The 26318-nt window shown below is 72.6% G+C and carries 30 protein-coding genes and 1 pseudogene; 16 read left to right on the top strand and 15 right to left on the bottom strand.

The annotated features are described in order from the left end of the window. The 5 genes from B351_RS0115120 to rlmE all read right to left on the bottom strand — a co-directional run. A partial coding sequence (locus B351_RS0115120) for an isopentenyl transferase family protein (protein ID WP_026010780.1) occupies positions 1–233 on the bottom strand: 233 nt, incomplete at its 3' end. A gap of 8 nt (positions 234–241) precedes the next feature. Continuing rightward, the gene (folP, locus tag B351_RS0115115; protein ID WP_019399875.1) at positions 242–1141 is read right to left on the bottom strand and encodes a dihydropteroate synthase; all 900 of its coding nucleotides are present in this window, start codon (positions 1139–1141) and stop codon (positions 242–244) included. Positions 1142–1169: 28 nt separating this feature from the next. After that, positions 1170–1451 carry a hypothetical protein gene (locus B351_RS0115110; RefSeq protein ID WP_019399874.1) on the bottom strand — a complete coding sequence of 94 codons (282 nt, stop codon included), beginning with the start codon at positions 1449–1451 and terminating at the stop codon, positions 1170–1172. Positions 1452–1454: 3 nt separating this feature from the next. Next, entirely contained in the window at positions 1455–3392 is a 1938-nt protein-coding gene (ftsH, locus tag B351_RS0115105; RefSeq protein ID WP_019399873.1) for an ATP-dependent zinc metalloprotease FtsH, read from the bottom strand. Between the two features lie 69 nt (positions 3393–3461). Continuing rightward, a complete protein-coding gene (gene rlmE / locus B351_RS0115100; protein WP_019399872.1) occupies positions 3462–4100 on the bottom strand; it encodes a 23S rRNA (uridine(2552)-2'-O)-methyltransferase RlmE in 639 nt (212 codons plus the stop codon). An 83-nt stretch (positions 4101–4183) separates the two neighbouring features. On the opposite strand from rlmE, the gene yhbY reads away from it, so the two are divergent. After that, positions 4184–4489 carry a ribosome assembly RNA-binding protein YhbY gene (yhbY, locus tag B351_RS0115095; protein ID WP_019399871.1) on the top strand — a complete coding sequence of 102 codons (306 nt, stop codon included), beginning with the start codon at positions 4184–4186 and terminating at the stop codon, positions 4487–4489. A 19-nt stretch (positions 4490–4508) separates the two neighbouring features. Then, positions 4509–4883: an Mth938-like domain-containing protein gene (locus tag B351_RS0115090; RefSeq protein WP_019399870.1), complete on the top strand. Its 375-nt coding sequence runs from the start codon at positions 4509–4511 to the stop codon at positions 4881–4883. 354 nt (positions 4884–5237) lie between these two features. On the opposite strand, the gene B351_RS0115085 is transcribed toward B351_RS0115090, so the two are convergent. The 4 genes from B351_RS0115085 to surE are packed head-to-tail and all read right to left on the bottom strand — an operon-like array spanning position 5238 to position 8140. Then, positions 5238–6044, bottom strand: a complete 807-nt coding sequence (locus tag B351_RS0115085; RefSeq protein WP_019399869.1) for a peptidoglycan DD-metalloendopeptidase family protein — start codon at positions 6042–6044, stop codon at positions 5238–5240. Continuing rightward, positions 6041–6655 (bottom strand): YqaA family protein, encoded by a 615-nt coding sequence (locus tag B351_RS0115080; protein ID WP_019399868.1) that lies wholly within the window; start codon positions 6653–6655, stop codon positions 6041–6043. The genes B351_RS0115085 and B351_RS0115080 overlap by 4 nt, the downstream gene beginning before the upstream one ends. Positions 6656–6659: 4 nt before the next feature. Continuing rightward, positions 6660–7349, bottom strand: a complete 690-nt coding sequence (locus B351_RS0115075; RefSeq protein ID WP_019399867.1) for a protein-L-isoaspartate(D-aspartate) O-methyltransferase — start codon at positions 7347–7349, stop codon at positions 6660–6662. Continuing rightward, positions 7346–8140: a 5'/3'-nucleotidase SurE gene (gene surE, locus B351_RS0115070; RefSeq protein ID WP_019399866.1), complete on the bottom strand. Its 795-nt coding sequence runs from the start codon at positions 8138–8140 to the stop codon at positions 7346–7348. Before surE ends, B351_RS0115075 begins: the two co-directional genes overlap by 4 nt. A 90-nt stretch (positions 8141–8230) precedes the next feature. On the opposite strand from surE, the gene B351_RS0115065 reads away from it, so the two are divergent. From B351_RS0115065 to B351_RS0115040, 6 genes are read left to right on the top strand one after another with little or no spacing between them, the layout of a single operon-like run. Continuing rightward, positions 8231–8758, top strand: a complete 528-nt coding sequence (locus B351_RS0115065) for a Smr/MutS family protein (protein WP_019399865.1) — start codon at positions 8231–8233, stop codon at positions 8756–8758. A 38-nt stretch (positions 8759–8796) separates the two neighbouring features. Beyond that, positions 8797–9831, top strand: coding sequence for a UDP-3-O-(3-hydroxymyristoyl)glucosamine N-acyltransferase (lpxD, locus tag B351_RS0115060; protein WP_019399864.1), 1035 nt, complete (start codon positions 8797–8799; stop codon positions 9829–9831). Continuing rightward, complete coding sequence (fabZ, locus tag B351_RS0115055) at positions 9828–10286, top strand: 3-hydroxyacyl-ACP dehydratase FabZ (RefSeq protein WP_019399863.1); 459 nt, start codon at positions 9828–9830, stop codon at positions 10284–10286. Before lpxD ends, fabZ begins: the two co-directional genes overlap by 4 nt. A 13-nt stretch (positions 10287–10299) precedes the next feature. Beyond that, positions 10300–11088, top strand: a complete 789-nt coding sequence (gene lpxA / locus B351_RS0115050; RefSeq protein ID WP_019399862.1) for an acyl-ACP--UDP-N-acetylglucosamine O-acyltransferase — start codon at positions 10300–10302, stop codon at positions 11086–11088. Next, on the top strand, positions 11088–12296 hold the full coding sequence (lpxB, locus tag B351_RS0115045; RefSeq protein ID WP_019399861.1) for a lipid-A-disaccharide synthase: 1209 nt from the start codon (positions 11088–11090) through the stop codon (positions 12294–12296). Before lpxA ends, lpxB begins: the two co-directional genes overlap by 1 nt. Continuing rightward, positions 12293–12994, top strand: coding sequence for a ribonuclease HII (locus tag B351_RS0115040; protein ID WP_019399860.1), 702 nt, complete (start codon positions 12293–12295; stop codon positions 12992–12994). The genes lpxB and B351_RS0115040 overlap by 4 nt, the downstream gene beginning before the upstream one ends. 66 nt (positions 12995–13060) lie before the next feature. Here B351_RS0115040 and B351_RS0115035 read toward each other — a convergent pair whose 3' ends face one another. Continuing rightward, positions 13061–13540, bottom strand: a complete 480-nt coding sequence (locus tag B351_RS0115035) for a peptidylprolyl isomerase (protein ID WP_019399859.1) — start codon at positions 13538–13540, stop codon at positions 13061–13063. A 44-nt stretch (positions 13541–13584) separates the two neighbouring features. Between B351_RS0115035 and B351_RS0115030 the strand changes: the two genes are divergently transcribed. Together B351_RS0115030 and B351_RS0115025 are read left to right on the top strand one after the other, a co-directional pair. Beyond that, a complete protein-coding gene (locus tag B351_RS0115030; RefSeq protein WP_083852472.1) occupies positions 13585–14175 on the top strand; it encodes a C40 family peptidase in 591 nt (196 codons plus the stop codon). Positions 14176–14279: 104 nt separating this feature from the next. After that, positions 14280–15056: a C40 family peptidase gene (locus B351_RS0115025; RefSeq protein ID WP_019399857.1), complete on the top strand. Its 777-nt coding sequence runs from the start codon at positions 14280–14282 to the stop codon at positions 15054–15056. Between the two features lie 141 nt (positions 15057–15197). Here the strand turns inward: B351_RS0115025 and B351_RS0115020 are convergent, their stop codons facing one another. Then, positions 15198–16472, bottom strand: a complete 1275-nt coding sequence (locus B351_RS0115020; RefSeq protein ID WP_019399856.1) for a dicarboxylate/amino acid:cation symporter — start codon at positions 16470–16472, stop codon at positions 15198–15200. Between the two features lie 203 nt (positions 16473–16675). Here B351_RS0115020 and B351_RS0115015 point away from each other — a divergent pair, with 203 nt between their 5' ends. Next, positions 16676–18370, top strand: coding sequence for an alkaline phosphatase (locus B351_RS0115015; protein WP_019399855.1), 1695 nt, complete (start codon positions 16676–16678; stop codon positions 18368–18370). 72 nt (positions 18371–18442) lie between these two features. Here the strand turns inward: B351_RS0115015 and B351_RS17435 are convergent. Beyond that, a pseudogene (locus B351_RS17435) lies at positions 18443–18897 on the bottom strand (CopD family protein). 262 nt (positions 18898–19159) lie between these two features. On the opposite strand from B351_RS17435, the gene B351_RS0115005 reads away from it, so the two are divergent. Beyond that, positions 19160–19750: a class I SAM-dependent methyltransferase gene (locus tag B351_RS0115005; RefSeq protein ID WP_019399854.1), complete on the top strand. Its 591-nt coding sequence runs from the start codon at positions 19160–19162 to the stop codon at positions 19748–19750. Between the two features lie 3 nt (positions 19751–19753). On the opposite strand, the gene B351_RS0115000 is transcribed toward B351_RS0115005, so the two are convergent. The 3 genes from B351_RS0115000 to pdxH are packed head-to-tail and all read right to left on the bottom strand — an operon-like array spanning position 19754 to position 21602. Continuing rightward, positions 19754–20551 carry a helical backbone metal receptor gene (locus tag B351_RS0115000; RefSeq protein WP_019399853.1) on the bottom strand — a complete coding sequence of 266 codons (798 nt, stop codon included), beginning with the start codon at positions 20549–20551 and terminating at the stop codon, positions 19754–19756. Then, a complete protein-coding gene (aac(6'), locus tag B351_RS0114995; RefSeq protein WP_019399852.1) occupies positions 20551–21003 on the bottom strand; it encodes an aminoglycoside 6'-N-acetyltransferase in 453 nt (150 codons plus the stop codon). The genes B351_RS0115000 and aac(6') overlap by 1 nt, the downstream gene beginning before the upstream one ends. Beyond that, entirely contained in the window at positions 21000–21602 is a 603-nt protein-coding gene (gene pdxH, locus B351_RS0114990) for a pyridoxamine 5'-phosphate oxidase (RefSeq protein WP_019399851.1), read from the bottom strand. The genes aac(6') and pdxH overlap by 4 nt, the downstream gene beginning before the upstream one ends. Before the next feature lie 39 nt (positions 21603–21641). Between pdxH and B351_RS0114985 the strand changes: the two genes are divergently transcribed. From B351_RS0114985 to B351_RS17700, 4 genes are all read left to right on the top strand, one after another. Continuing rightward, entirely contained in the window at positions 21642–22466 is an 825-nt protein-coding gene (locus B351_RS0114985) for a hypothetical protein (RefSeq protein WP_019399850.1), read from the top strand. Positions 22467–22761: 295 nt separating this feature from the next. Then, positions 22762–25107, top strand: coding sequence for a PAS domain-containing sensor histidine kinase (locus B351_RS17180; protein WP_019399849.1), 2346 nt, complete (start codon positions 22762–22764; stop codon positions 25105–25107). A 32-nt stretch (positions 25108–25139) separates the two neighbouring features. Further along, positions 25140–25778, top strand: coding sequence for a response regulator (locus B351_RS0114975; protein WP_019399848.1), 639 nt, complete (start codon positions 25140–25142; stop codon positions 25776–25778). A gap of 316 nt (positions 25779–26094) precedes the next feature. After that, complete coding sequence (locus tag B351_RS17700; RefSeq protein ID WP_125165057.1) at positions 26095–26292, top strand: hypothetical protein; 198 nt, start codon at positions 26095–26097, stop codon at positions 26290–26292. Positions 26293–26318: the final 26 nt, after the last annotated feature.

The raw sequence follows: 26318 nt of genomic DNA, 5'->3' as shown, positions 1-26318 counted from the left end.
GCCGAATACGGCTGCCACGGCTCGCGCACGTCGATCAGGTGGTGCGGCACGCCGGCGCGCTCGGCCGCGTCCGGCTTGGCCGCGCCGATGTCCAGGCCGCGATAGACCAGGGCCGAGTCGACGCTGACGATCTCCCCGTCCAGGCGCCGCGCCAGCTCGACCGCGAACGCGGTCTTGCCCGAGGCGGTCGGGCCCATCACCGCGATCGCCAGGGGCCGGGTGTCGGCAGGCATCGCCCGGGTCAGTCCTCGTCCGGCCAGCGGATCTCCGCCGGCGCCGGATCCTTGCGCGGGGCCGGCACCGCGGCCACCGCCTCCCACACCTTCAGCGCGTCGACCGTGGCGGCCACGTCGTGCACGCGCACGATGCGCGCGCCGCGCTGGGCCGCGACCAGGTGCGCGGCGACCGAGCCGGCCACGCGCTCGGCCGGGACCTGGCGCCCGGTCAGCGCGCCGATGGTGCGCTTGCGCGAGATGCCCGCCAGCACCGGCACGCCCAGGCTGGTGAAGCGTTCCAGCTGCGCCAGCAGGGCCAGGTTGTGGCCGTCGTCCTTGCCGAAGCCGAAGCCCGGGTCGACCACCAGGCGCGCGCGCGGGATGCCGGCCAGCTCGGCGGCGAAGATGCGGTCGGCCAGGTAGCGGTGGACCTCGGCGACCACGTCGTCGTAGTGCGGCGCTTCCTGCATCGAGCGCGGCTCGCCGCGCATGTGCATCAGCACCACCGGCACCCCGGCCGCGGCTGCCGCGTCCAGCGCGCCCTCGCGCTCCAGCGCGCAGATGTCGTTGATCATGCCGGCGCCGGCGGCCACCGCCGCGCGCATCACCTCCGGCTTGGAGGTGTCGATGCTGATCGGCACGCCGGTGCGCGCGGCCAGGCCCTCGATCACCGGGATCACCCGGCGCAGCTCCTCCTCGACGGAAACGCCTTCCGAACCGGGACGGGTGGACTCGCCACCCACGTCCAGCAGGTCGGCGCCCTCCTCGACCAGGCGCAGGCCGTGGGCGATGGCCGAGGCGGCATCGGCGTGCGCGCCGCCGTCGGAGAACGAGTCCGGGGTGACGTTGACGATGCCCATGACCCGGGTGCGGTCCAGGCGCAGGATGCGGCCGGCGCAGTCCAGCCGCGGCGATGTGTCGAACATGGCGATGTCCCCTGGTGCGGCGCGCCGCCTAGCGGTCGTCGCCGAAGATCGCGGCGTCGACCCGGGCGGCGCGGCGCCGCGCGTACAGGCCGAAGCCGAAGGCCAATGCCGCGACCACCAGGCTGGCGCCGACCAGCACCAGTGGCAGCCGGCCCAGCGCGTAGAACAGGGTGGTCACGGAGAGCACGGTCGAGGCCCCGGCGAAGGCGCCGGCGCCGACGTTGCGCCACGGGTTGCGGACGTAATAGCTCGGCCGGGGCTTTTCCGCCCCGGCCGGGTCGCGACGCGGCTCGGGCGGAATCCCGGCCATGCCTCAGGTCTGGGTCGCCGGGCCGCCGACCGGCGGCAGCGGACGCGGATCGCCGCCCTTGTCGCCGCCATCCTTGCCCGAGCGGCCCCAACCGGCCGGCGGCGGCGGCTCGCGGCCTTCCATGATCGCGTCGATCTGCGGGCCGTCGATGGTCTCGTACTGCAGCAGGGCCTGCGACATCGCGTGCAGCTTGTCGATGTTCTCGCTGAGGATCTTCCTGGTCCGCGCGTAGGCCTTGTCCAGGATCGAGCGCACGACCTCGTCGATCTTGCGCGCGGTCTCGTCGGACACGTTCTTGTGCTGGGTCACCGAGCGGCCGAGGAACACCTCGTCCTCCTCCTCGCCGTAGGCGATCGGGCCCATCTCGTCGCTCAGGCCCCACTTGGTGACCATGTTGCGCGCCATCTTGGTCGCGCGCTCGATGTCGTTGGAGGCGCCGGTGGTGACCTTGTCCTCGCCGAAGATCAGCTCCTCGGCCACGCGCCCGCCGTACAGCGAGCACAGCTGCGACTCGATCGCCACGCGGTTCATCGAGTAGCGGTCGCCCTCGGGCAGGTACATGGTCACGCCCAGGGCGCGGCCGCGCGGGATGATGGTGACCTTGTAGACCGGGTCGTGCTCGGGCACCAGGCGGCCGACGATGGCGTGGCCGGCCTCGTGGTACGCGGTCAGGCGCTTCTCTTCCTCGCTCATGGCCATCGAGCGGCGCTCGGCGCCCATCAGGATCTTGTCGCGCGCGCGGTCGAAGTGGTCCATGCGCACTTCCTTGGCGTTCTCGCGCGCGGCGAACAGGGCCGCCTCGTTGCACAGGTTGGCCAGGTCGGCGCCGGAGAAGCCCGGGGTGCCGCGCGCGATCACCAGCGGCTCGACGTCGTCGGCCAGCGGCAGCTTGCGCATGTGCACCTTGAGGATCTGCTCGCGGCCCTTCACGTCCGGCAGGCCGACCACCACCTGGCGGTCGAAGCGGCCCGGGCGCAGCAGCGCCGGGTCGAGCACGTCGGGGCGGTTGGTCGCGGCGATCACGATCACGCCCTCGCCGCCCTCGAAGCCGTCCATCTCCACCAGCAGCTGGTTGAGGGTCTGCTCGCGCTCGTCGTGGCCGCCGCCCAGGCCGGCGCCGCGGTGGCGGCCGACCGCGTCGATCTCGTCGATGAAGATGATGCAGGGGGCGTGCTTCTTGGCCTGCTCGAACATGTCGCGCACGCGGCTGGCGCCCACGCCCACGAACATCTCCACGAAGTCCGAGCCGGAGATCGAGAAGAACGGCACCCGCGCCTCGCCGGCGATGGCCTTGGCCAGCAGGGTCTTGCCGGTGCCCGGCGGGCCGACCATCAGCACGCCGCGCGGGATCTTGCCGCCCAGGCGCTGGAACTTGGACGGGTCGCGCAGGAACTCGACCAGCTCGGCGACCTCCTCCTTGGCCTCGTCGCAGCCGGCCACGTCGGCGAAGGTGACCTTGACCTGGTCCTCGCCCTGCAGCTTGGCGCGCGACTTGCCGAAGGACATGGCGCCCTTGGCGCCGCCTCCGCCGCCCTGCATCTGCCGCATCATGAAGATCCAGAAGCCGATCAGCAGCAGCACCGGCAGGAAGTTCAGCACGATGCCCCAGAAGCCCGGTCCGGTGGACGGCTTCTCGCGCACGATGTCCACGTTCTTGCTGACCAGCTGGTCGATCAGCTTGCCGTCCATCGGCCCGACCACCTGGCCCTCGGTGCCGTCGGTGCGGCGGTAGCGGATGGCGTTGGCGGTGAAGGTGCTCTCGTCGGTGAACACCACCGAGCGGATGCGGCCGGCGTCCACGTCCTGCAGGAAGCGGGTGTAGCTGGGGGTCTCGCCCGCGGCCACGGTGCCGCCGCCGCGCGGCGAAAGGCTCTGGAAGACCACCATCAGCACGACGGCGACGACCACCCAAAGCAGCAGATTCTTGGTCAAGTCGTTCATCCTCATCGGCTCCGGTGTCCCGTTCTTTCCTGCATGTCCTGAAAAATTGCCGCCGGCGTCCGGGCCAGCTTACTTCATCTGTGCCAGCTTGCCCTGGCCGAGGGCATAGACTTCCGGCGAACGCTTGCGCGAGGCCGCCGGCTTGCGGATCGCCACCTTGGCGTAGCGGCGCCGCAGCTGGCGCACGTACTCGTCGAACCCGACTCCCTGGAACAGCTTGATCAGGAAGGCGCCGCCGGGGCGCAGGTGGTTGTCGGCGAAGTCCAGCGCCAGCTCGGCCAAGTACATGGCCCGCGGCTGGTCGACCGCGTCCACGCCACTCATATTGGGGGCCATGTCCGAAAGGACAAGATCCACGGGCTGGCCGTCCAGCAGCGTCTCCAGCTGGGATAAGACGGCATCCTCCCTGAAATCCCCATGAAGGAACTCGACCCCGGCCAGGGGCGGCATCTCCAGGATGTCCAGGGCCACGACCCGGCCGCTGTCGCCCAGGGCCTGGCGCACGTACTGCGACCAGCCGCCCGGGGCGGCGCCGAGGTCGACCACGACCATGCCCGGCCGCAGCAGGCGGTCGCGCTCCAGCAGCTCCTCGAGCTTGTAGGCGGCGCGCGAACGCAGGCCCTCGGCCTGGGCCTTCTTCACGTAGGGATCGGAGAAGTGCTCGCGGAGCCAGCGGTGGCTGCTCTTGCTGCGGGAGCTGCGTGACATGCGATGGGAAGCCGGGCGCGCTGCCCGCGGCGTGACGGGTCGCCATGATACCCTGATCCGCCCGCAAGCCCCTCCGCATCCGCATGTCCGTTGCCCTTACCCCTGCCCAGACCCGTTTCCTCCGTGGCCAGGCCCACAGCCTGAAGGCCCTGATGCAGGTGGGCGGCAAGGGCATCACCCCGGCCCTGGTGGTCGAGCTGGACCAGGTCCTGGAGCGGCACGAGCTGGTCAAGGTGAAGGTCGGCGCCGAGGACCGCGAGGCCCGCGACGCGATGATCGCCGAGCTGGCCGGCCAGACCGGGGCCGCCCTGGTGCAGCGCATCGGGCATACCGTCACGCTGTACCGCCCGTCGAAGGAAGCGCCCGCGATCGTGCTGCCGCGCGCGTAAGCGGCGCCAGGAGCCGTCCATGCAGCTGAGCCACGAACGCCCGGATTACGGGTTCGTCCTGCGCGGGGCCGACGCCACCAGCGCCCGCGTGAACGACCAGGTGCTGACCCGCAGCTTCGCCATCGCCCCGGACCGCCTGCTGGAGGACTGGGACGCCCCGGCCTCGGCCGCCGCCCTGGAGCCGGCCCACCTCGCGCCCCTGCTGGCCCTGGAGCCGGAACTGGTGGTGCTGGGCACGGGCGCACGCCAGGTCTTTCCCCCGGCCGCGGCACTGGCCGCCTGCCTGACCCGCGGCATCGGCATCGAGGCCATGGACAACGCCGCCGCCGCCCGCACCTACAACGTGCTGGCCGGCGAGGGCCGCCGCGTGGTGGTGGCCATGCTGCTGGGCTGAACCGGGCGCACGCGGCTGGCGGGCACGAACGGCCCGCGACGGATCACACGAGGCTGGATCCGGGACGCAGTGCGCCTGGCTTTCAGCCCACCCAAGCCTCGTCCTACGCCCCCCTGAAGCCACTGGGTCCCGGCTTTCGCCGGGACGACGGAGCCTGCCGGGCCGGGGATCCGCCCCCTGCGTGCCAGCTGCGCGTGTTACTTCTTCGGCAGGTAGAGAAGCGGATCCACGGGTTTTCCGTTGTAGCGGGTCCGGGGCGCGCGCTTGCGATCCGCCAGGATCGCGCGCGGACCGGACGCCCGGCGCATGCAGGCGCCGGGCTGGGGATCCGCCCCTGCGTGCCAGCTGCGCCGGTTACCTCTTCGGCAGGTACAGCTGCGGATCGACCGGCTTGCCGTTGTAGCGGATCTCGAAATGCAGCTTGTCCCGGTCGGTGCCGGTACGGCCCATTTCCGCGATCTGCTGCCCGGCCTTCACCGCCTGGCCTTCGGCCACCAGGCGCTTGCGGTTGTGGCCGTAGGCCGACAGCCACTGCTCGTTGTGCTTGACGATGATCAGCTCGCCATAGCCGACCAGGCCGGCGCCGGAATACACCACCACGCCGTCGGCGGCGGCATTGACCGCCTGGCCGCTGCTGCCGGCGATGTCGATGCCCTGGCGGGTGGCATTGCCCTCGACGAAGGTGGCGATGACCACGCCCTGCGCCGGCCACTGCCAGCGGATGCCACTGGCCACCGGGGCCGCGGCCGGCCGCGGCGCGCCGGAGGTGCCGGTGGAGGCGGCCGGGGCCTGGGCCTGCGTCCGCGTCCCGCCGCTGCTGGCGGTGGTGCCGGAGGCGGCAGGCTTGCTGCTGCCGCTGCCGGCGCCCAGGGCCAGGCGCTGGCCCGGGTAGATGGTGTACGGCGGGGCCAGGTTGTTCCAGCGCGCCATGTCCGCCACCGTGGTGTTGTGGCGGCGGGCGATGGAATAAAGCGTGTCCCCGCGCTGGACCACCACGGACTTGCCGGGCTGGCCCTTCGAGGAGGCCGCGGCCTGCCCGGCGCTCGTGCCTCCGGACTGGGGCGTGCGCACCACGGTGCTCTTGGCGCAGGCGGCCAGCATGGCCAGCAGCACCAGCGCGGCCAGCAGGCGCGCGAACGGGGTCAGACCCTCGGGTTTCATGCGAACTTCGCCCTCCACACAAGCACGGCCACCGCGGCGGCGACCAGCGCGGTCGCGACCCACCCCAGCGGCTCGATCCAGCGCCGCAGCGCCTCGGCCGCGCGCGCGCCGCCGAAGCGGATCGCCGCCGCCAGCAGGTACACGCGCTTGCCGCGCCCGACCAGCATGCTCAGGAAATACGGCAGCAACGGCACCCCGACGATACCCGAGGCCCACGTGAAGACCTTCATCGGGATCGGCATGAACCCGCCCAGCACCAGGAACCAGAACACCGCCCAGGGCGACTCCACCATCTTCGCCTGGATCGTGGCGATGCCCTCCTCGATCTTCGAGAGCATGCCCATCCATTCCAGCAGCGGCTTGACCGCCTCGAAGGCGAAGTGGCCCAGGGCGTAGCCGACCATGGCGCCGGCCATCGAGCCGGCCAGGCTCAGGCTGGCGAACCGCCAGCCCCGCTTCGGCTGGGCCACGCACATCGGCGCCAGCATCACCTCCGGCATCACCGGGAAGAAGATGGCCTCGATGAAGCTGAGGACGGTCAGGTAGGTCGGGGCGCGGGGATGGGCGGCCCAGCTCAGGGCGCGGTCGTAGAGGGGGCCGAATACCTGCATGCGCTCAGTCCAGGGTTCCTGCCAGCAGCGGCACGAACACCACCGGCGCCAGCGTCTGTTCTTCGATCGATCCATCCGGCCGCTTGGCCAGCCGCAGCAGCGACTGCGCCGAGGCGCCACCCACCGGCGCCACCAGGACGCCGCCTACCGCCAGCTGCTCCAGCAGCGCCTGGACCAGGGCCGGGGCGGCAGCGGTGACCAGGATCGCATCGTACGGGCCGTGCTCGGCCCAGCCCACCCGGCCGTCATCGTGCTTGCTGCGCACGTTCAGGCCCAGGGCGCGGAAGCGCCGGCGCGCCTGCCGCAGCAGTTCGCCGATGCGCTCGACCGTGTACACCTCCAGCCCCAGCGCGGCCAGGATCGCCGCCTGGTAGCCGGAACCGGTACCGATCTCCAGCACCCTCTTCGGCTGCGCCGCCAGGATCGCCTCGGTCATGCGCGCCACCACCCAGGGCTGGGAGATGGTCTGGCCGTGGCCGATCGGCAGCGCGGTGTCCTCGTAGGCGCGGCTGGCCAGGGCCTCGTCCACGAACAGGTGGCGCGGCACCACGCGCACCGCGTTGAGCACGTTCTCGTCGGTGATGCCGCCGTTGGCGCCGCCCTCGCGCAGGCGCTGGACCAGGCGGTCGCGCACGCGCTGGGAGGTCATGCCGACCCCGACGGCCTCCGGCTGCAGGCGCAGGCGCGGGGTCACGCCGAGGCCTCCGGGTCGTTGCCTGCCAGCGCCGCGGTCAGGCCGCCGACCCAGCCGGCGACCTTCTCCAGCGCCTGGTAGCGGGTCAGGTCGACGTGGATCGGGGTGATCGAGATGTGCCCGGTGCGCACGGCGTGGAAGTCGGTGCCAGGGCCGGCGTCCTGTTCCGGGCCGGCCGGGCCGATCCAGTACACGGTGCGGCCGCGCGGATCGGGCTGGGCCACGCAGGCCTCGGCGCGGTGGCGGTTGCCCAGGCGGGTGACCTCGAAGCCGCGCAGCGCGTCCCAGGCCAGGTCCGGCACGTTGACGTTGAGGATAGTGTCGGCTGGCAGCGGGTCGGCCTTCAGCCGCGCCACGATCTCCACCGCCGCGCGCGCCGCGGTCTCGTAGTGCTTCGCCTCGTGGTTGCGCGTGTCCAGCGACACCGCCACCGCCGGCAGGCCGAGGAAGCGGCCTTCCATCGCCGCCGACACGGTGCCGGAATAGATGACGTCGTCGCCCAGGTTGGCGGTGTTGTTGATCCCGGAGACCACGATGTCCGGCTCGAACTCGAACATGCCGGTCAGGGCCAGGTGCACGCAGTCGGTCGGCGTACCGGCCACCGAGCAGGTGTAGTGGTCCAGCCGCTTGACCCGGATCGGCAGGTCCAGGGTGAGCGAATTGCTCGCGCCGGACCGGTCGCGGTCGGGCGCCACCACATAGACCTCGTGCCCCGCGTCGCGCAGCCCCTGGGCCAGGGCGTGGATGCCGGGGGCATCGACGCCATCGTCGTTGCTAACCAGTACGCGCATGGGCTTCCTCGAAAACGACCCGATGATACCGGAAGCGTCGCGCCCGTCGCCCGGCAGCGGTTCGCAGTGCGGCTGCGCTACCCTTCGCCAATGCACGAGGATGAAGACGATGCCGCCCTGTTCCGCGCCGCGGTCGGCAAGGTGGACCCGCTGCGGACCGACGCCGCGCCGCCGCCGGAACGGCCGCGGCCGCGTCCGGCCGTGCGCCGCGAGGACGACGGCGGCGACGCGCGCGGCATGGCCGGACTGCTCGCCGGGTCGCCGGATGCGGTGCTGTTGCGCGGCGATGCCAGCGCGTTCCGCCGCGAGCGGGTCAACGCGCGCGACTGGCAACGCCTGCGCCGCGGCCAGTTCGCCGCCCAGGACGAACTGGACCTGCACGGCGCCAGCGCGCTGGAGGCGGAGATGCTGGTGGCGCGCTTCCTGGCCGAATCGCTGGACGCCGGCTTCGGCTGCGTGCGCATCGTCCACGGCAAGGGCGGCGCCGGCGGCGTGCCGGTGCTGAAGAACCTGGTCGACCGCCTGCTGCGCCAGCGCGGCGAGGTGCTGGCCTTCCATTCCGCGCCGCCGGCCCAGGGCGGCACCGGCGCGCTGCTGGTGCTGCTGTCGCGGCGCTGAGCCCGGGTGGAGCCGGGGCACTTGCCGGGGACGCTAGAATGCGCGCCATGGACCATCCCGAATTCACCGCCGCCGCCCTGGCCGAGCGCTTCTCGCTGCAGCTGCAGGGCGACGGCGCCACGCCCGTGCGCGGCGTCGCCACCCTCGCCAGCGCCGGCCCCGGCCAGCTGGCCTTCCTCGCCAACCCGCGCTACCGCGGCCAGCTCGCCACCACCGCCGCCGCGGTGGTGGTGGTGCGCGCCGAGGACGCCGGGGACGTGCGCGGCACCGCGCTGATCGCGCGCGACCCGTACGTGGCCTTCGCCCGCATCTCCGCCCTGTTCGAACGGGTGCCGGCGCGCGCGCCCGGCATCCATCCCAGCGCGGTGGTCGATCCGACCGCCGAGGTCTCGCCGGACGCGCATATCGGCCCGTTCGTCTCCATCGGCGCCCGGTCGAAGGTCGCCGCCGGCTGCGTGGTCGGCCCCGGCTGCGTGATCGGCGACGACTGCGAACTGGGCGAAGGCTGCGAGCTGCAGGCCCGGGTCACGCTGTACACCCGCGTGCGCCTGGGCAAGCGCGTGCGCATCCTCCCCGGCGCGGTGCTGGGCGCGGCCGGCTTCGGCCTGGCCATGGACGCCGGCCACTGGGTCAACGTGCCGCAGCTGGGCGGCGTGGTGGTCGGCGACGACTGCGAGATCGGCGCCAACAGCTGCATCGACCGCGGCGCGCTGGACGACACCGTCCTCGAGGAGGACGTGCGCATCGACAACCTGGTCCAGATCGGCCACAACGTGCGCATCGGCGCGCACACCGCCATGGCCGGCTGCTCGGCCGCGGCCGGCAGCGCGAAGATCGGCCGCTATTGCCTGGTCGGCGGCGGCGCCGGCATCCTCGGCCACCTCGAGGTGGCCGACAAGGTGCTGGTCACGGCCATGTCGCTGGTCACCCATTCCATTCGCGAGCCGGGCGAGTACTCCTCCGGCACCCCGCTAACCGACAACCGCACCTGGCGGAAGAACGCCGCCCGGTTCAAGCAACTGGACGCGCTGGCGCGCCGCGTCATCGCCTCCTCCCAGGGAAGCCCCGAATGAACGAAACCGTGCAGTTGCCCATCGACGTCACCACCATCCGGACGCTGATTCCGCACCGCTATCCGTTCCTCCTGGTCGACCGGGTCGACGAGCTGGACATCGAGGGCAAGCGCATCGTCTGCCGCAAGAACGTCTCGATCAACGAGCCCTACTTCCAGGGCCACTTCCCGGGCCAGCCGATCATGCCCGGCGTGCTGATCATCGAGGCCCTGGCCCAGGCCGGCGGCGTGCTGACCCAGCTGTCCATGGGCCGCGACGCGCAGTCCAAGCTGTTCTACATGGTCAAGGTCGAGAACGCCCGCTTCAGCAAGCAGGTGGTGCCCGGCGACGTGCTGGAGCTGCACGTGTGCGTCAAGCGCGTGATCCGCAACATGGCCGTGTACTACGGCGAAGCCAAGGTCGACGGCGAGGTAGTCGCATGCGCCGAGGTGCTGTGCGCCGGCACCCGCGAGTGACCAGGGAACTTCCATGAACGACAAGGCCCGGATCCATCCCACCGCCGTGATCGATCCCTCCGCCCGCCTGGGCGAGGGCGTCAGCGTCGGCGCCTACACCGTGATCGGCCCGGAGGTCGAAATCGGCGACGGCTGCCAGATCGGCCCGCACTGCAGCTTCACCGGGCCCACCCGGATCGGCCGCGAGAACCGCTTCATCGGCCATTGCGCGATCGGCGGCGAACCGCAGGACAAGAAGTTCGCCGGCGAGCGCACCGAGCTGGTGATCGGCGACCGCAACGTGTTCCGCGAGTTCGTCACCGTCAACCGCGGCACCGGCGGCGGCGGCGGCGTCACCCGCATCGGCAACGACAACTGGCTGCTGGCCTACAGCCACGTCGCCCACGACTGCATCGTCGGCAACAACTGCGTGTTCTCCAACAACACCACCCTGGCCGGCCACGTCACCGTGGGCGACTGGGTGATCATCAGCGGCTTCGCCGGTGCCCACCAGTTCTGCCGCATCGGCGACCACGCCTTCCTCGGCATGGGCGCGCTGGTCAACGGCGACGTGCCGCCGTTCACCATGGTCGGCGGCAACTCGCTGGGGCGCCCGCGCGGCATCAACAGCGAGGGCCTCAAGCGCCGTGGCTTCGCGCCCGAGCGCATCGCCGCGATCAAGCGCGCCTACCGCACCCTGTACGTGGCCGGGCTGCCGCTGGCCGAGGCCCGCGAGCAGCTCGGCGTGCAGGCCCAGGCCAGCGACGACGTGCGCCAGCTGCTTGAGTTCATCGACGGCGGCGAGCGTCCCCTGCTGCGCTGATGGCCATGCCCGCGCCCGCCCCCGCAGTCCGCACCCGCGGCGGCCTGGCCCCGCGGATCCTGCTGGTCGCCGGCGAAGCCTCCGGCGACGGCCTCGGCGCCGGCCTGGTCGAGGCCCTGCGCCGGCGCTACCCGGACGCCAGGTTCGCCGGGATCGGCGGCGACGCCATGCGCCGCGCCGGCGTGGAGACCTGGTACGACGCCAGCGAGCTGGCGGTGATGGGCCTGGCCGAGGTGCTGCGCCACCTGCCGCGGCTGCTGAAGCTGCGTGGCGAGCTGCGCAGCCGCGGCCTGGCCTGGGGCCCGGACGTGGTCGTGGGCATCGACGCCCCGGACTTCAACCTCGGCCTGGAGCGCTGGTTCCGCCAGCGCGGCGTACCGGCCGTGCACTACGTCAGCCCCTCGGTCTGGGCCTGGCGCGAGAAGCGCGCCGGGAAGATCGGCGCCAGCGCCGACCGCGTGCTGTGCCTGTTCCCGATGGAGCCGGCGATCTACGCCCGCCATGGCGTGGACGCGCGCTTCGTCGGCCACCCGATGGCCGACGCCATGCCGCTGCACCCGGACCGTGCCGGCGCCCGCGCGCGCCTGGGCCTGCCAGTGGACGCGCCGGTACTGGCGGTGCTGCCGGGCAGCCGCCTCGGGGAGATCGGCCGCCTGGGCGACACCTTCCTGCGCGCGGCCTGGCAGGTCAGCGAGGTGCTCAAGCCGCTGCACGTGGCGATCCCGGCCGCCAACGCCGCCGGCCGCGAACTGCTCCAGCAGCAGCTGCGGCGCTCGCCGCTGCGCTCCAGCCACACCCACCTGTTCGACGGCCGCGCGCGCGACGTGCTCGCCGCCGCCGACGTGGTCCTGCTGGCCTCCGGCACCGCCACCCTGGAGGCCATGCTGTCCAAGCGGCCAATGGTGGTCGGCTATCGCGTCTCGCCGCTGACCTACCGCATCGTCAAGGCGCTGGGCCTGCTCAAGGTCGAGCGCTACGCCCTGCCCAACGTGCTGGCGGGCAAGGACCTGGCCCCGGAACTGATGCAGGACGACTGCACCCCCGACGCGCTGGCGGCGGCGGTGCTGCACTGGTTCAACCAGCCGGACGCGATCCAGGCGCTGCTGCCGGAGTACGAACGCCTGCACCGGGAATTGCGCCGCGATGCCTCGGCCTCGGCGGCCGACGCCATCGCCGAGCTGCTCGGCGGCCACGGGGGCGCGGCATGAGCCGGCGCGCCCTGCGCGTGGCCCGCAGCTTCATGCCCGAGGGGGCCGACGGCGGGCTGTTCCCGATCGACCGCAGGCAGCTGCGCGTGGCCGGCGTGGACGAGGCCGGGCGCGGCCCGCTGGCCGGCCCGGTGGCGGTGGCCGCGGTGGTGCTGGATCCGCGCCGGCGCATCCGCGGCCTGGACGATTCCAAGAAGCTCAGCCACGCCCAGCGCGAGGACCTGTACCCGCGCATCGTCGAGCGCGCCCTGGCCTGGCACGTGGAGCTGGTCCCGGTCGAGGAGATCGACCGCCTGAACATCCTGCAGGCGACCCTGGAGGGCATGCGCCGCTGCGTGCTGGCGCTGGGCGAACACGCCCAGCTGGCGCGGATCGACGGCAACATGCTGCCGCGCTCGCTGCCGTGCATGGCCGAGGCGATCGTCGGCGGCGACGCCCTGGAGCCGGCGATCATGGCCGCCTCGATCCTGGCCAAGGTCAGCCGCGACCGGCTGATGTGCCAGCTGCACGAGGAATTCCCGGTCTACGGCTTCCACGAGCACAAGGGCTACGCCACCCCCGCGCACCTGGCGGCGCTGGCCAGCCACGGCCCCTGCGTACACCACCGCCGCAGCTTCGCACCGGTGCGGCAGGCGGCCGGCGAACAGGTCCCGGCCCCGGCCGAGGCCGTCCACCCCGGCGACCTGGCGCTGGCCTGACCCCTGCGGCCCGGCCGGCGCGGCAAACGAAACGGCCCGCGTGAGCGGGCCGTTTGCATGTGGCGCTTAGTGGTGGTGGCCGCCGTCGCCGTGCACGTGCCCGTGCTCGACCTCCTCGGCGCTGGCCTCGCGCACCTCGACGATCTCCACGTCGAAGTGCAGGTCCTTGCCCGCCATCGGGTGGTTGAGGTCCACGTCCACCACGCTGTGGCCGACCTTGTGCACGGTCACCGCGCGCGGGCCGAAGTTGGTCTGCAGCACCACCTGCATGCCCGGGGCCAGCCTGGTATTGCCGAAGTGCTTCTTCGGGATGCGCTGGGTCAGGCCCTCGCGGCGCTCGCCGTAGGCCTCGGCCGCCGGGACGTCGACGCTGAAGCTGTCGCCGGCCTGCTTGTCCATCATCGCCTGCTCCAGGCCGGGGATGATGTTGCCGTGCCCGATGAGGATCGCGATCGGCTCACGCTCCTTCGAGCTCTCCAGCGGCTCCAGGCCGACCTCGGAGACGGTGTAGTGGAAACGGACGACGCGGTCTTTTTCGATCTTCATGCGGAACTCGGGAATGGCTGCCGGCGGCAGCAGGGGTGGGCGGCTTGCCGGCCGCGGGAACCGCGGCCATGATGGCCGCCGTGAGGAAAGCCCCGCATTATCCCGTCCCCATCCCCTCGTTGCCAGCCGTGGCATGGGGTGCCCTGGCGGCGGTGGTGCTGCTTGCCGCCGGCTGCGGCGGCGGCAAGACCACCCGCCCTTCCGCCCAGGCCCCGGTGCAGACCCGCCACTGGCCGCAGGTCGCCCCGGCCAACCCGGCGGCGGCCAATGCCGTGGTCCTGCGCGCCCTGAGCCTGGTCGGCACCCCGTACCGCTACGGTGGCAACACCCCGGAGAGCGGTTTCGACTGCAGCGGGCTGGTCAACTACGTCTACCGCGACATGCTGGACCTGCGCCTGCCGCGCACCTCGCGCGAACTGGCCGAGGTCCAGGGCCCGCGGATCGCCCCGGAAAAGCTGGCCGCCGGCGACCTGGTGTTCTTCGGCAGCGGGCGCCAGGTCAACCACGTGGGCATCTACGTCGGCGAAGGCCGCTTCGTCCACGCCCCCACCAGCGGCGGCACCGTCCGCCTGGACCACCTGGACGGCTACTACTGGCGCGACCACTACAGCGGTGCGCGGCGGGTGTTGCGTTGAAACGTGACGCCTATTGGAACGATTCACGGGATTTTAACTTTTTGTGAACATCAACCCGGCGTGAAGCCGGCATCATCCCCCGGTCCTTTTTTCGTAACGACCGCGTGACGACCGAAGCCCGCGCCCTGCGCACTCCTGCCGCCACCCAGGCCCGCTCCCGCGCGCGCCTGCTGTTCCTGCTGTGCACCGTCCTGCCGGTCGCGCCGGCCATGGCCGCGCCCGAGCCGGCGCCGGTGGAGCCGGAGCCGCTGGCCCCGGCCACGATCCTGGAAGTGCCCGCCCCCGTGCCCCAGGCCGTACCGGCCACGGCGGCGGTGCCTGCCGTGGCGGCCGCGCCGCAGGCCGGCGGCCTGCGCGGCAAGGCCGACGCCGCGGCCAGCGCCACCCTGGCGGTGCTGCTGCCCCACCTGTCGCGCAACGACGGCATGCTGCTGGACCGTTCGGCGAATTTCGCCGGCGACGTCAACCGCCTGCTCAACCAGGAGGGCGAACAGGCCGGCGGCAAGCTGGAGCAGGTGGTCAAGGCGGCCATGGGCCTGCTGGGGACCCCGTACCGCTGGGGCGGCTCCGGCCCGGACGGCTTCGACTGCAGCGGCCTGGTCAGCTACGTGTTCCGCAACGCCCTGGGCATCGAACTGCCGCGCGCCTCGCGCGACATGGCGACCCGCTCCGACGGCAAGCTGATCCGCAGCCGCGACGAACTGAACCCCGGCGACCTGGTGTTCTTCGGCGCCCGCGGCCGCATCAACCACGTCGGCATCTACGTCGGCAGCGGCCAGTTCCTGCATGCGCCCAGCCGCGGCAAGGACGTGCGCGTGGACAGCCTGGCCTCCGGCTACTGGGGCAGCCGCTTCGTGCAGGCGCGCCGGGTCGAGATCTGACCCATCCCGCACCGTCGTTCCAGCGAAGGCCGCCGCAAGGCGGCCTTCGCCGTTTCCGGACCCCTTCCGCCCTGGCGCGCGCCAAGTACCGCCCGGCACCAATCCCCGGCCTGCGCCGGTAGCGCCGCCAGGCCCGGGGCGCTAGTCGCGCACCTCGGTGGGCTCGATCCCGACGTTGCTGGAAGCCCGTTCGTACACCTGGCGGTCCAGCAGCCCGGTTTCCTTGGCCACCAGCACCGGCACCAGCATCTGCCCGGTGACGTTGGTCATCGTCCGCATCATGTCCAGCACCCGGTCGATCGCCACAAGCAGGGCGATGCCCTCCAGCGGCAGCCCGGCGGCGCTGAGCACCAGGGTCACCATCACGATCGCCGTGCCCGGCACCCCGGCGGTGCCGAAGCTGCCCAGCACCGAGGCCAGCAGGATCACGAAGTACTGGTTGGCGCTCAGGTCCAGGCCGAAGTACTGGGCCACGAACACGCTGGTCAGGGCCGGGTAGATCGCGCCGCAGCCGTCCATCTTGATGCTCGCGCCCAGCGGCACGGCGAAGGCGGCGTAGTCCTTGTCCACGCCCAGGTTGTGGGTGGCGCAGCGCATCGCCACCGGCATCGAGGCGAAGCTGGAGGAACTGACGAAGGCCACCTGCATGCCCGCGGCCGCGCCGCGGAAGAACTTCAGCGGATTGAGTCCATGCGCCAGCAGCAGGCCGCCGTAGCCCAGCACGATGTGCAGGGCGCAGGCCAGGTACAGGGCGAACACGAAGGTGCCCAGCGGCAGCAGCTTCTCGAACCCGTAGCTGCCGACCAGTCCGGCGATCAGGCCGAAGGTACCCAGCGGGGTCATCTCCAGCACGAAGCGGGTGACCTGGACCATGGCGCCGCTGGCCTCGCCCACCAGCGCGCGCAGGCGCGCGGTCTTCTCGCCCAGCTTGACCAGGGCGAAGCCCAGCAGGCCGGCGAAGAAGATCACCTGCAGGATCTTGCCCTCGGCCAGGGCCTTGAACGGGTTGGTCGGGACCACGTCCAGCAGCACCTGCACCGGGGTCGGCACCTCGCGCGGGGTGTAGTCGGCCGGCATCTCCAGCCCGCTGAGCCCGGTGCCGGGCTTGAGCACCAGGCCCACCGCCAGGCCCACGCACACCGCCAGCGCCGCGGTGGCGGCGAACCAGGCGAAGGTGCGCCCCCCCAGCGCCGCCACCGACTTCTGGCCGTGCAGCGAGGCCACCGCGTTGACCACCGCGAACAGCACCAGCGGCACCGCGATCATGCGGATCAGGTTGACGTAGACCGTGCCCAGCGGGCCCAGCCAGGTCTGCGCCGCCGGGCCCAGCAGCCAGCCGGCCAGGGCGCCGAGCACGAAGCCGCCAAGCACGCGCTGCCAGAAGGGAATGGCCAGCCAGGCCTTGACCAGGTTCATCTGCAATCCGGGATGCTGCAATGGCGGAACGATACCCGGATGCAACCGGGCTGGCGATGCTGCCACTGGAACGCCGATATGTCATAGGCACGACATTGGCAACGTCCGATAATGCGCGCCCCACCCACCACGCACGCACCGTGGCCGTGGCCGCGCGCCAGCGCGGACCTGGCGCGGCCGCCTGCGCCGATTCCGGACCCACAATGCCCCGTCATACCCGCGCCCTGCCCCTGGCCCTGCTCTCCGCCCTGCTGCCCGCCGCCTGCGCCAGCACCCCGCCCACGGCTCCTGCGCCGGCCAGCGCACCGCGGGTGCAGGTTCCGGCCATCGCCCATCCCGATGGCGAGACCCCGCAGTGGTGGTACCGCAACGGCGCCGCGGCCGCCGCGGCCAATGGCGCCATGTCGGGCAAGGCGAAGAACGTCATCCTGTTCCTCGGCGACGGCATGAGCCTGACCACGGTGGCCGCCGCGCGCATCCTCGAGGGCCAGCGCAAGGGCGGCCCGGGCGAGGAGAACCTGCTGAGCTGGGAGCGTTTCCCGCACACCGCCTTCAGCAAGACCTACAACGTCGACGCGCAGACGCCGGACTCGGCCGGCACCATGACCGCCATCACCACCGGCGTGAAGACCCACATGGGCGCGATCGGCGTGTCCGCCGGCAAGCGCAACGACTGCGCCGACAGCCTCGGCAAGCAGCGCCTGACCTGGCTGCACCTGGCCGACGCCGCGGGCATGGCCACCGGCATCGTCAGCACCGCGCGCCTGACCCACGCCACCCCGGCCGCGACCTGGGCGCACGCGCCCGACCGCAACTGGGAAAACGACGCGGCCATGCCGGCCGAGGCCCATGCCCAGGGCTGCATCGACATCGCCCGGCAGATGGTCTCCACCCCGTACGGCCCCGGCCCGAAGGTGATGCTCGGCGGCGGCCGCGGCCAGTTCCTGCCGGCCGGCACGCCCGACCCCGAATATCCGGACAAGACCGGCCTGCGCCGCGACGGCCGCGACCTGGTCGCCGAATGGAAGGCCGCCCACCCCGGCGGCGTGTACGTGTGGAACCGGCAGCAGCTGCAGGCCGCGGCCGACGCCCCGGCGGTGCTGGGCCTGTTCGAGCACGACCACATGCAGTTCGAGCACGAGAAGGACCGCGCCGCCGAGCCCACCCTGGCCGAGCTGACCGCCGAGGCGATCCGGCGCCTGTCGCGCGAGCCGGGCGGCTTCGTGCTGATGGTCGAGGGCGCGCGCATCGACCACGCCAACCACAACGGCAACGCCTTCCGCGCCCTGGACGAGACCGTGGCCCTGTCCGAGGCCGTGCGCGTGGCTGCGGAAATGACCTCGCCCGAGGACACCCTGATCCTGGTCACCGCCGACCATTCGCACTCGCTGAACTTCGTCGGCTACCCGGCCCGCGGCAACCCGATCCTCGACAAGGTCCGCGACGCGCCCGGCGAGGACGGCAAGCCCGGCGCCTACGCCCTGGACAACACCGGCCTGCCCTACACCACCCTCAGCTATGCCAACGGCCCCGGCCACACCGGCGCCAGCAACCGCCAGCCGGCCGGTCCGAAGACCTATCCGCACACCCCCTCGTCCTCGCAGCCGGCGCAGGGCCGCCCCGACCTGACCCAGGTCGACACCACCCATCCGGACTACATGCAGGAGGCGCTGGTGCCGCTGAAGTCCGAATCGCACGGCGGCGAAGACGTGGGCATCTGGGCACGCGGCCCGGGCAGCGAGGCGGTGCGCGGCACCCTCGAGCAGAACACGATCTTCCACCTGATCGTGCAGGCCACCCCGAAGCTGCGCGAGCGCCTGTGCGCCGCCGGCACCTGCGACGCCAACGGCGTGCCGGTGGAACTGCCGCAGCCGGAGCAGTTCCGCCGCAAGGACTGAGCCGGAAAACGCGACGGGCCGCTTCCTGCGAAGCGGCCCGCCTGCTTTGCGGGTGTCCGGTCCGGGACCGGCTCAGAACGGCTTGGCCAGCACCAGCCAGACGATGGCCAGCAGCACCAGCACCGGCAGTTCGTTGAACACCCGCAGCGGCGCGCCGAGGCCAGCGGCTTGCCGGCGGCGGCGTTCTTCAGCCAGCGCCCGGTGAGCACGTAATAGACCACCAGCAGCACGACCAGGGCCAGCTTGGCGTGCAGCCAGCCGGCCGGCGAACCGACCATGGTGGGGAAGCCGCCGACCACGCGGTGGCCCAGCCACAGCACCAGGCCGGCGACGAAGGCCAGCCCGAACATGTTGTGGCCGAAGCGGTACAGGCGGCGCCCCATCAGCAGCAGGCGCGCGCGCACCGCCGCCTGGTCGCCGGCCTCGGCCACGTTGACCAGGATCCGCGGCAGGTAGAACACCGACGACATCCAGGCCACCACGAACAGGATGTGGAAGGACTTCACCCAGAGATAGGCCGAATACATGCGCGTCACCTGCGGTTGGGATGCGCGGATTGTCGGCCATCGCGCGCGTGGCGTCGAACCCGGTGCGTGGCGCGGCATATCGGCTCCGGCCTTGCCGGGGATCCGCCGCCTGCCGGAAGCCGCCGGACCTGCCATCGGCGGGTGTCGCGGGGCCGGAACCCCTAAACTGCGGCGCCTGGCGCAAGCGGCGACGGCGACTGCCACGCCCGGTCCCGTTGCTTCGGATTCCGCCTGCGCCCCTCCCCGCCACGCTCCCGAACCCATGACCAAGACCTACGACCGCGCCTACTTCGACCGCTGGTACCGGCAGCACCACATCCAGGACCCGCGCCGGCTCGAGCGCAAGGTGGCGCTGGCGGTGGCCACTGCCGAGTACTACCTCGAGCGCGCCATCCGCACGGTGCTGGACATCGGCTGTGGCGAAGGCGCCTGGCGCGCGCCGCTGCTGAAGCTGCGGCCGAAGGCCAGCTACCTGGGCTTCGATTGCAGCGAGTACGCCGTCGCCCGCCACGGCGCACGCCGCAACCTGCACCTGGCCCGCTTCGGCGATTTCGAATGGCTGCGCCCGTGCGCGCCGGTGGACCTGCTGGTGTGCGCGGACGTGATCCACTACCTGCCCACGCGCGAGCTCGGCCGGGGCCTGCCCGGCCTGGCCGAGCTGTGCGGCGGCGTGGCCTTCCTCGAGGCGTTCACCGCCGAGGACGAGTTCGAGGGCGATACCGAGGGCTTCCAGCCGCGCAAGGCCAGCTGGTACCGCAGGAAGTTCCAGCAGGCCGGACTGACCCCGGTCGGTTCCTACTGCTGGCTGGGCCCGCGCATGGCGGCCACTGCCGCCGCACTGGAGCGCGGCTGAGGCTCAGCCGGCGCAGCGCCGCGCCCAGGCATCGAGCACCGCCTCGATCGCCGCCAGGCCATCGGTCAGCGCAGCCGGCCCCGGCTGCAGGACCAGCGGCGAGCGGATCTCGTGCAGCTCGCCGTCGCGCACCGCCGGGATCGCATCCCAGCCCGGGCGCGCGGCGACCTTGTCCGGACGGAACTTCTTGCCGCACCAGGAGCCGAGGATGATGTCCGGCGCGCGCGCCACCACCACCGCCGGATCGGCCAGGATGCGGTCGCGCGCCAGCGGCTGCGCGGACAGCTCCGGGAAGACGTCCTCGCCGCCGGCGATGCGCACCAGCTCCGCCACCCACTGGATGCCGGTGATCAGCGGCTCGTCCCATTCCTCGAAGTAGACGCGCGGCCGCACGCCCCGCTGCTGCGCGCGTTCGCGCGCCGCATCCAGGCCGCGCCGCAGCTCGCCGGCCCAGGCGTCGGCCTTTGCCGCGGCACCGACCAGGGCACCGAGGCGGCGGATGTAGTCGAGGATGCCGTCGACGCTGCGGTGGTTGGCGATCCAGACTTCCACGCCACGCCGCACCAGCTCGGCGGCGATGTCGGCCTGGATGTCGGAGAAGCCGATCGCAAGATCCGGCCTGAGCGCCAGGATCGCCTCGACCCTGGCGCTGGTGAATGCGCTGACCTTGGGCTTCTCGCGCCGCGCCTGCGGCGGGCGCACGGTGAAGCCGCTGATGCCGACGATGCGGTCCTGCTCGCCCAGCGCGTAAAGGGTCTCCGTCGGCTCCTCGGTGAGGCAGACGATGCGGCGCGGCCCCATCAGCCCACCCGCTTGCGGAAGTACACCACCCGCTCGGTCTCGACGAAGCCGCAGGCGCGGTGCGCGGCGTGGCTGGCGGTGTTGTCCAGCAGCGCGTCGGAAGCCAGCTCGGTGCAGCCCAGCGCGCGCGTCCAGCCTTCCACCGCGCGCAGCAGGGCGCGGCCCACGCCACGGCCACGCCAGCCCGGCGCCACGTACCAGGCCTCGAGGAAGCCCACCGGTGAACTGGTGGTGCCGTTGACGTAGTCGTGCCGCAGCGAGGCCTCGGCCAGGCCCACCAGTTCGCCGCCGACCTCGGCCACGAACATCCCGCCGTCGGCCGCGTGCAGCAGGTCGGAGGCCTCGCTGGCCAGCAGTTCCGGGTCCACCTCCGGCCACAGCGCGGCGCGCATCCCCGCCCAGGCCGGCAGGTCGGCCTTGCGCGGCGGGCGCACGCGCAGCTGCAGGTTCATGGCTGCAGCATCCGCTTGGACCAGGCGCCGTCCCCGCCGCGCTCGTAGCTCCAGCGCTCGTGCAGGCGGAAGCCGGCGCCGTACCAGAACTCGAACGAACGCGGCACCACCCGGAACCCGCTCCAGCCCGGCGGGCGCGGCACCGGGCCGTCGCGGAAGCGCGCCTCGGCCTCGGCCAGCGCGGCCTCGAACTCGGCGCGCGAGCCCAGGGTCTGCGACTGCCGCGAAGCCCAGGCGCCAAGCTGGCTCATGCGCGGGCGGCTGGCGAAATAGGCATCGGCCTCGGCGGCGTCCACCTGGCCGACCTCGCCTTCGATGCGCACCTGCACGCCCGCCTCGCGCAGGTGCCGCCACAGGAACAGCAGCGCGGCGTGCGGGTTGGCGCGCAGGTCGCGGCCCTTGGGGCTGTCCAGGTGGGTGTAGAACACGAAGCCACGCTCGTCGTGGGCCTTGAGCAGCACCGTGCGCGCGTGGGGCCGGCCCTGGGCGTCGGCGGTGGCCACGGTCATCGCATTGGGATCGGCCATGCCGCTGGCGCGCGCCTCCTCCAGCAGTTGTCCGAAGGTCTGCAGGGCCTCGGCGTACAGCGGATCGGTCATGGCGGCTCCATGCGCGGCAGGGGCCGGTATTGTGGCGCCATGGACAGCGACGCGCACACCGCAGGCTTCCCCGCAGCCCTGGTCCGCGCCGTGCTGGCCTCGGTGCCCGCGCGCCCGGGCCTGCAGGTGCTGGGGATCAGCGGCCTGCAGGGCAGCGGCAAGTCCACCCTGGCCGCGCAGGTGGTGGCGGAGGCCGCCGCCGCCGGGCTGTCCGCCGCCTGCCTGTCGCTGGACGACGTCTACCTGGACCGCGCCGCGCGCCAGCGCCTGGCGGCTGGGGTACACCCGCTGCTGGCCACCCGCGGCCCGCCCGGCACCCACGACCTGGCCCTGGCGCTGGCCACGATCGACGCCCTGCGCGCCGGTCGCACGGTGCCGCTGCCGCGCTTCGACAAGCTGGCCGACGACCGCCTGCCGGCGGAGCGCTGGCCGCGCCCGCAACGACCGCTGGACCTGCTGGTGTTGGAGGGCTGGTGCCTGGGCGTGCCCGCCGAGGACAACGCCGCGCTGGTGGAGCCGGTCAACGCGCTGGAGGCGCGCGAGGACCCGGACGGCACCTGGCGCCGCTACTGCAACACCGCGCTGGCACGCGACTACCCGGCGCTGTGGGCGCGGCTGGACCGGCTGTGGTTCCTGCAGCCGCCGGACTTCCAGGCCGTGTACGCGTGGCGCTGGCAGCAGGAACAGGCGCTGCAGGCCGCCAGCGGCCGCCGCGGCATGGACCGCCCGGCGCTGGAGCGCTTCGTCCAGCACTACGAGCGGGTCAGCCGCCAGACCCTGCGCACCCTGCCCGGCCTGGCCGACGCGGTGCTCCGGCTCGACCACGCCCGCCGCGTTAAGGATGCGCCCGCGCCGGCAGCGTAGATTGGCCACCGGGCGGCCTGTCCAATTTCGGATTCGTCTGATGGTCGCGTATGCGCGGGGCGCGGGACATTCCTGCCCCATGGGGGAACGGAGCGGTAGCACGGAGCTGGGCCAGCCCGTCGGGCGCCACGGTGCCGGCTGTCCGTCGTGCCGTCCCGCGTCCCCACTGTCCTGGCCGCCCCCTGCCGGAAACGCCCACTCCCCCGGGGCATCCACGATGGCGGCCCGTCCGGGCCCGAGGGCCCGGACGCCTTTTCCCCGCAGCTGCCGCCTGGCCCTCGCCGGCACCGCCCTGATGCCCGGCCCGGTGCTGGCGGCAACGGCGTCCGGCAATACCCCCATCCTCGCCCTTGGCTGCGTCCTCGCCGGCCTGCTTGCCGGCGTGCTGGCGACCCTCGGCTGGCTGGCCTGGCGCCGCCAGCGCCAGCGCCTGCCGGGACTGCCGGACGCGACCGCGCTGCTGGAGGCCGTGCCCTGCGTGGCTTTCCTCAAGGATGGCGACGGTCGCTACCTGGCCGTGAACCAGGCCTTCGAAGCCCACTACCACTGCCGGCGCGAGGACGTGCTCGGCCGCACCCTGGCCACCTCGCGGCAGGTGCACGGCAAGGACGCGGAGGTGCTGATGCAGGCCGAGAGCCGCCTGCACCAGTCCGGCGAGCCGGTCGCCTGCGAGATCGACCACAGCGGCCCCGACGCGGCGCGCAAGCTGCGCCTGCGCCTGCACCCGGTGCGCGGCCGCCACGGCGTCAGCGCGCTGCTGGGCACCCTGGCCGACGTCACCGACCTGTACGAGGCACGCCGCGCCACCGAGGCCGCCACCCATACCGCCGGCACCTTCCTGTCGCTGGTCAGCCACGAGATCCGCACGCCGATCGCCGGCGCCCTGGGCATCGTCGAACTGCTCGCGCACACCCCGCTCAACCAGGAGCAGGTGCACATGCTGGGCATGCTCGAGGAATCGGTGGAAAGCCTGCTGGAGATCATGGGCGACATCCTCGATTTCTCCCGCCTGCAGGCCGGCGAGCTGCAGCTGGACCAGGGCACGTTCGACCTGCGCGACCTGCTGGACGACGTGGTCGCCGCGGCCGCCGCGCCCGCCGCCGAGAAGGGCCTGCGCCTGCATGCCAGCGCCGACCGCCGCCTGGCCGCGGCCTACCGCGGCGACGCCGGGCGCCTGCGCCAGGTATTGGCCTACCTGCTGGCCAGCGCAGTGCGCGCCAGCGGCGGCGGCCAGGTGGAGCTGCAGGCCGAAGTGCTGGCCGATGCCGGCGACGTCCAGCGCCTGCGCCTGTCGGTATCCGACTCCGGCGATGGCGGTGCCGCGCTGCCGATGCCCGCCACCGGCGCTCCGCGCCGCGATGACACCGCGCGTCCCGGCGGCCTGGCGCTGGGCCTGGCGATCTGCCACCACCTGGTCCGGCTGATGCGCGGCGAACTGCTGCTGTCGCGGGTCGAGGGCGAAGGCGGGCTGGCCTGCCTGGAACTGGAACTGCCGGTGGAACGCCCGCGCATGCCGCTGCCCGAGCTGAGCGGGCGGGTGGCGCTGGCCTGCACCCGCGATCCGCGCACCGGCCACGCCCTGGCCCAGGGCCTGGCCGCGCTGGGCCTGCAGCCGCTGGAGGCCACCCCTTCGGGCGTGGAGCAGCTGCATGCCGGCGATGCCGACCTGTTCCTGGTCGACGCGCCGCTGGTACGCGACGGACGCCTGCCGCCGGGCGTGGCCCATGTCTGCCTGCAGGATCCGCGCGAGCCGGCAAATGCCCCGGAAGGCTGCGTGGTGCTGCCGGTGGCGCCGCTGCTGTCGCGCAACCTGGAACGCGCCTGCCGCGCCGCGCTGGCGCTGCCGGAGCCGGAAGCGGCCGGGGTCGCGCCGGTGAGCCGGGCGGCGGTGCGCATCCTGGTTGCCGAGGACCACCCGATCAACCGCGCGGTGATCTCGCGCCAGCTGCAGCGCCTGGGCTACCCGCACGAGGTGGTCGACGACGGCCGCGCGGCGCTGGAAGCGCTGGCGGCGCGGCACTACGACCTGCTGATCACCGATTGCCACATGCCGGAAGTGGACGGCTACGCCCTGGTCCGGCAGTTGCGCCAGGACGAGCGCGAGCGCGGCCTGGCGCGGATCCCGGTCATCGCCCTGTCCGCCAGCGTCCTGCCCGGGCACGTGGGCAAGTGCATGGAGGCCGGGATGGACGATTTCCTGGCCAAGCCGGTGCAGCTGCACGAACTGGAGCTGAAGCTGGCGCGCCACCTGCACGTGGCCCCGGTCCCGGCCGAACCGGCGGCCGAGCCGCAGCCGGCCGTCGGCAGCGCGGCCTACCGCCAGCTGGCGCTGCTGATGGACGCGTTCGGCTCGGTGCGCCAGGTGCGCGAGATCCTGCACGGGCTGCTGGAAACCTGCCGCGCCGACCTGGAGGCTCTGGACCAGGCGCTCGCGCGCGGCGACACTCGTACCCAGTCCGAACTGCTGCACCGCATTTCCGGATCGCTGCGGCTGGTCGGCGAACCGCCCGGGGGAGGCGCCCCGGCGGCGCCGGCCACGCCGGCCGCGCGGCGCGAAGCGGTGCTTCGCCACGTGCGCTGGCTGGAGGAACTGCTGCAAAGCCTCGGCCCGCCCGGGCCCGCACTCGCGGCGCGCCGCTGAAGGCGCCACGACCACGGAAAGGTCCGCCCCGAATGAACAAGCTGCGCATCATCCTTGCCGACGACCATCCGGTGGTCCGCGCCGGACTGCGCCTGCTGCTGGAATCCAGCGCGAGCGCCGAGGTCGTGGCCGAGGCCGGCAGTCCGGGCGCGCTGTTCCAGGCCCTCGGCCAGGCCGAGGCCGACCTGCTGCTGACCGACTTCATCATGCCCGGCGGCGACGGTGCCGACGGCCTGGCCATGCTCTCGCGCCTGCGCGCGCACTGGCCGCAGCTGCCGGTGGTGGTGCTGACCATGGCCAACAACGGCAACGTGCTGCAGGCGATCCTCGGCACCGGGGTGCGCGGCCTGCTGGACAAGTCCGACGCGCTGTCCGAGCTGACCGTGGCGATCAGCGCGGTGGCCAACGGACGCCGCTACGTCGGCGCCGGCGTGCGCGCCGCCCTGGACGCGCACCTGCGCAGCGACGCCGGCACGACGCCGCTGTCGCGGCGCGAAACCGAGGTCCTGCGCCTGTTCGCCTCGGGCATGACGGTCTCGGAGATCGCCCGCCACCTCAACCGCAGCGTCAAGACCATCAGCCACCAGAAGGTCGGCGCGATGAACAAGCTGGGCCTGCACAACGACCTGGAGATCTACGCCTACGCCCGCGAGAACGGCCTGATCCCCTGAGCCAGGCCCGCGGCACCGCAGCCGTGCGCACCACCGCGCCCGGCGTGGCCCCGCGCCCGCCGCGGCCCACGCGCGGACGCTGACGACACCGGATCCGCCCCTCCCCCGGGGCATGCACAGAGCAATGGACAGCCACATGGACGAATGCTTCCCCGCCCCCGCCTTCGCGCCGCGCAAACATCCTTTGCGAGGATTCGCATGGAACGACGACGCAGTTCCCAGTCATCCTCCCGCCATGGACACGGACTCGGCCCTTGCACTGCTCGCGTCGCGGCCTCGCCCCCACTCCGTGCCGGCCCCGCCAGGCGTGCCCCCCGTGCACGACTGGGAAAGCCTGCTTCCGGAAGCGGTCGCGATCGCCTGGAAACGCGACCCTGAAACGATGGGGCACTTGCTGGCGGCGCTGCTGGCACAGCACCTGGCAGGCCACGGCGAAAGCCTCGATACCACCCTGGACGAACTGCACCTGATGATCGCAATGGAACTGCAGGCACTGGCCGGCTACCCGGACTAGCCGCGCGCCTTCGTTTCAGCCGTGAC

This window comes from Pseudoxanthomonas sp. GW2 (assembly GCF_000283075.1).
Lineage (GTDB): Bacteria > Pseudomonadota > Gammaproteobacteria > Xanthomonadales > Xanthomonadaceae > Pseudoxanthomonas.
Note: the sequence above shows the minus strand (reverse complement) of the source record. Positions and strands in the feature narration are given on the sequence as shown.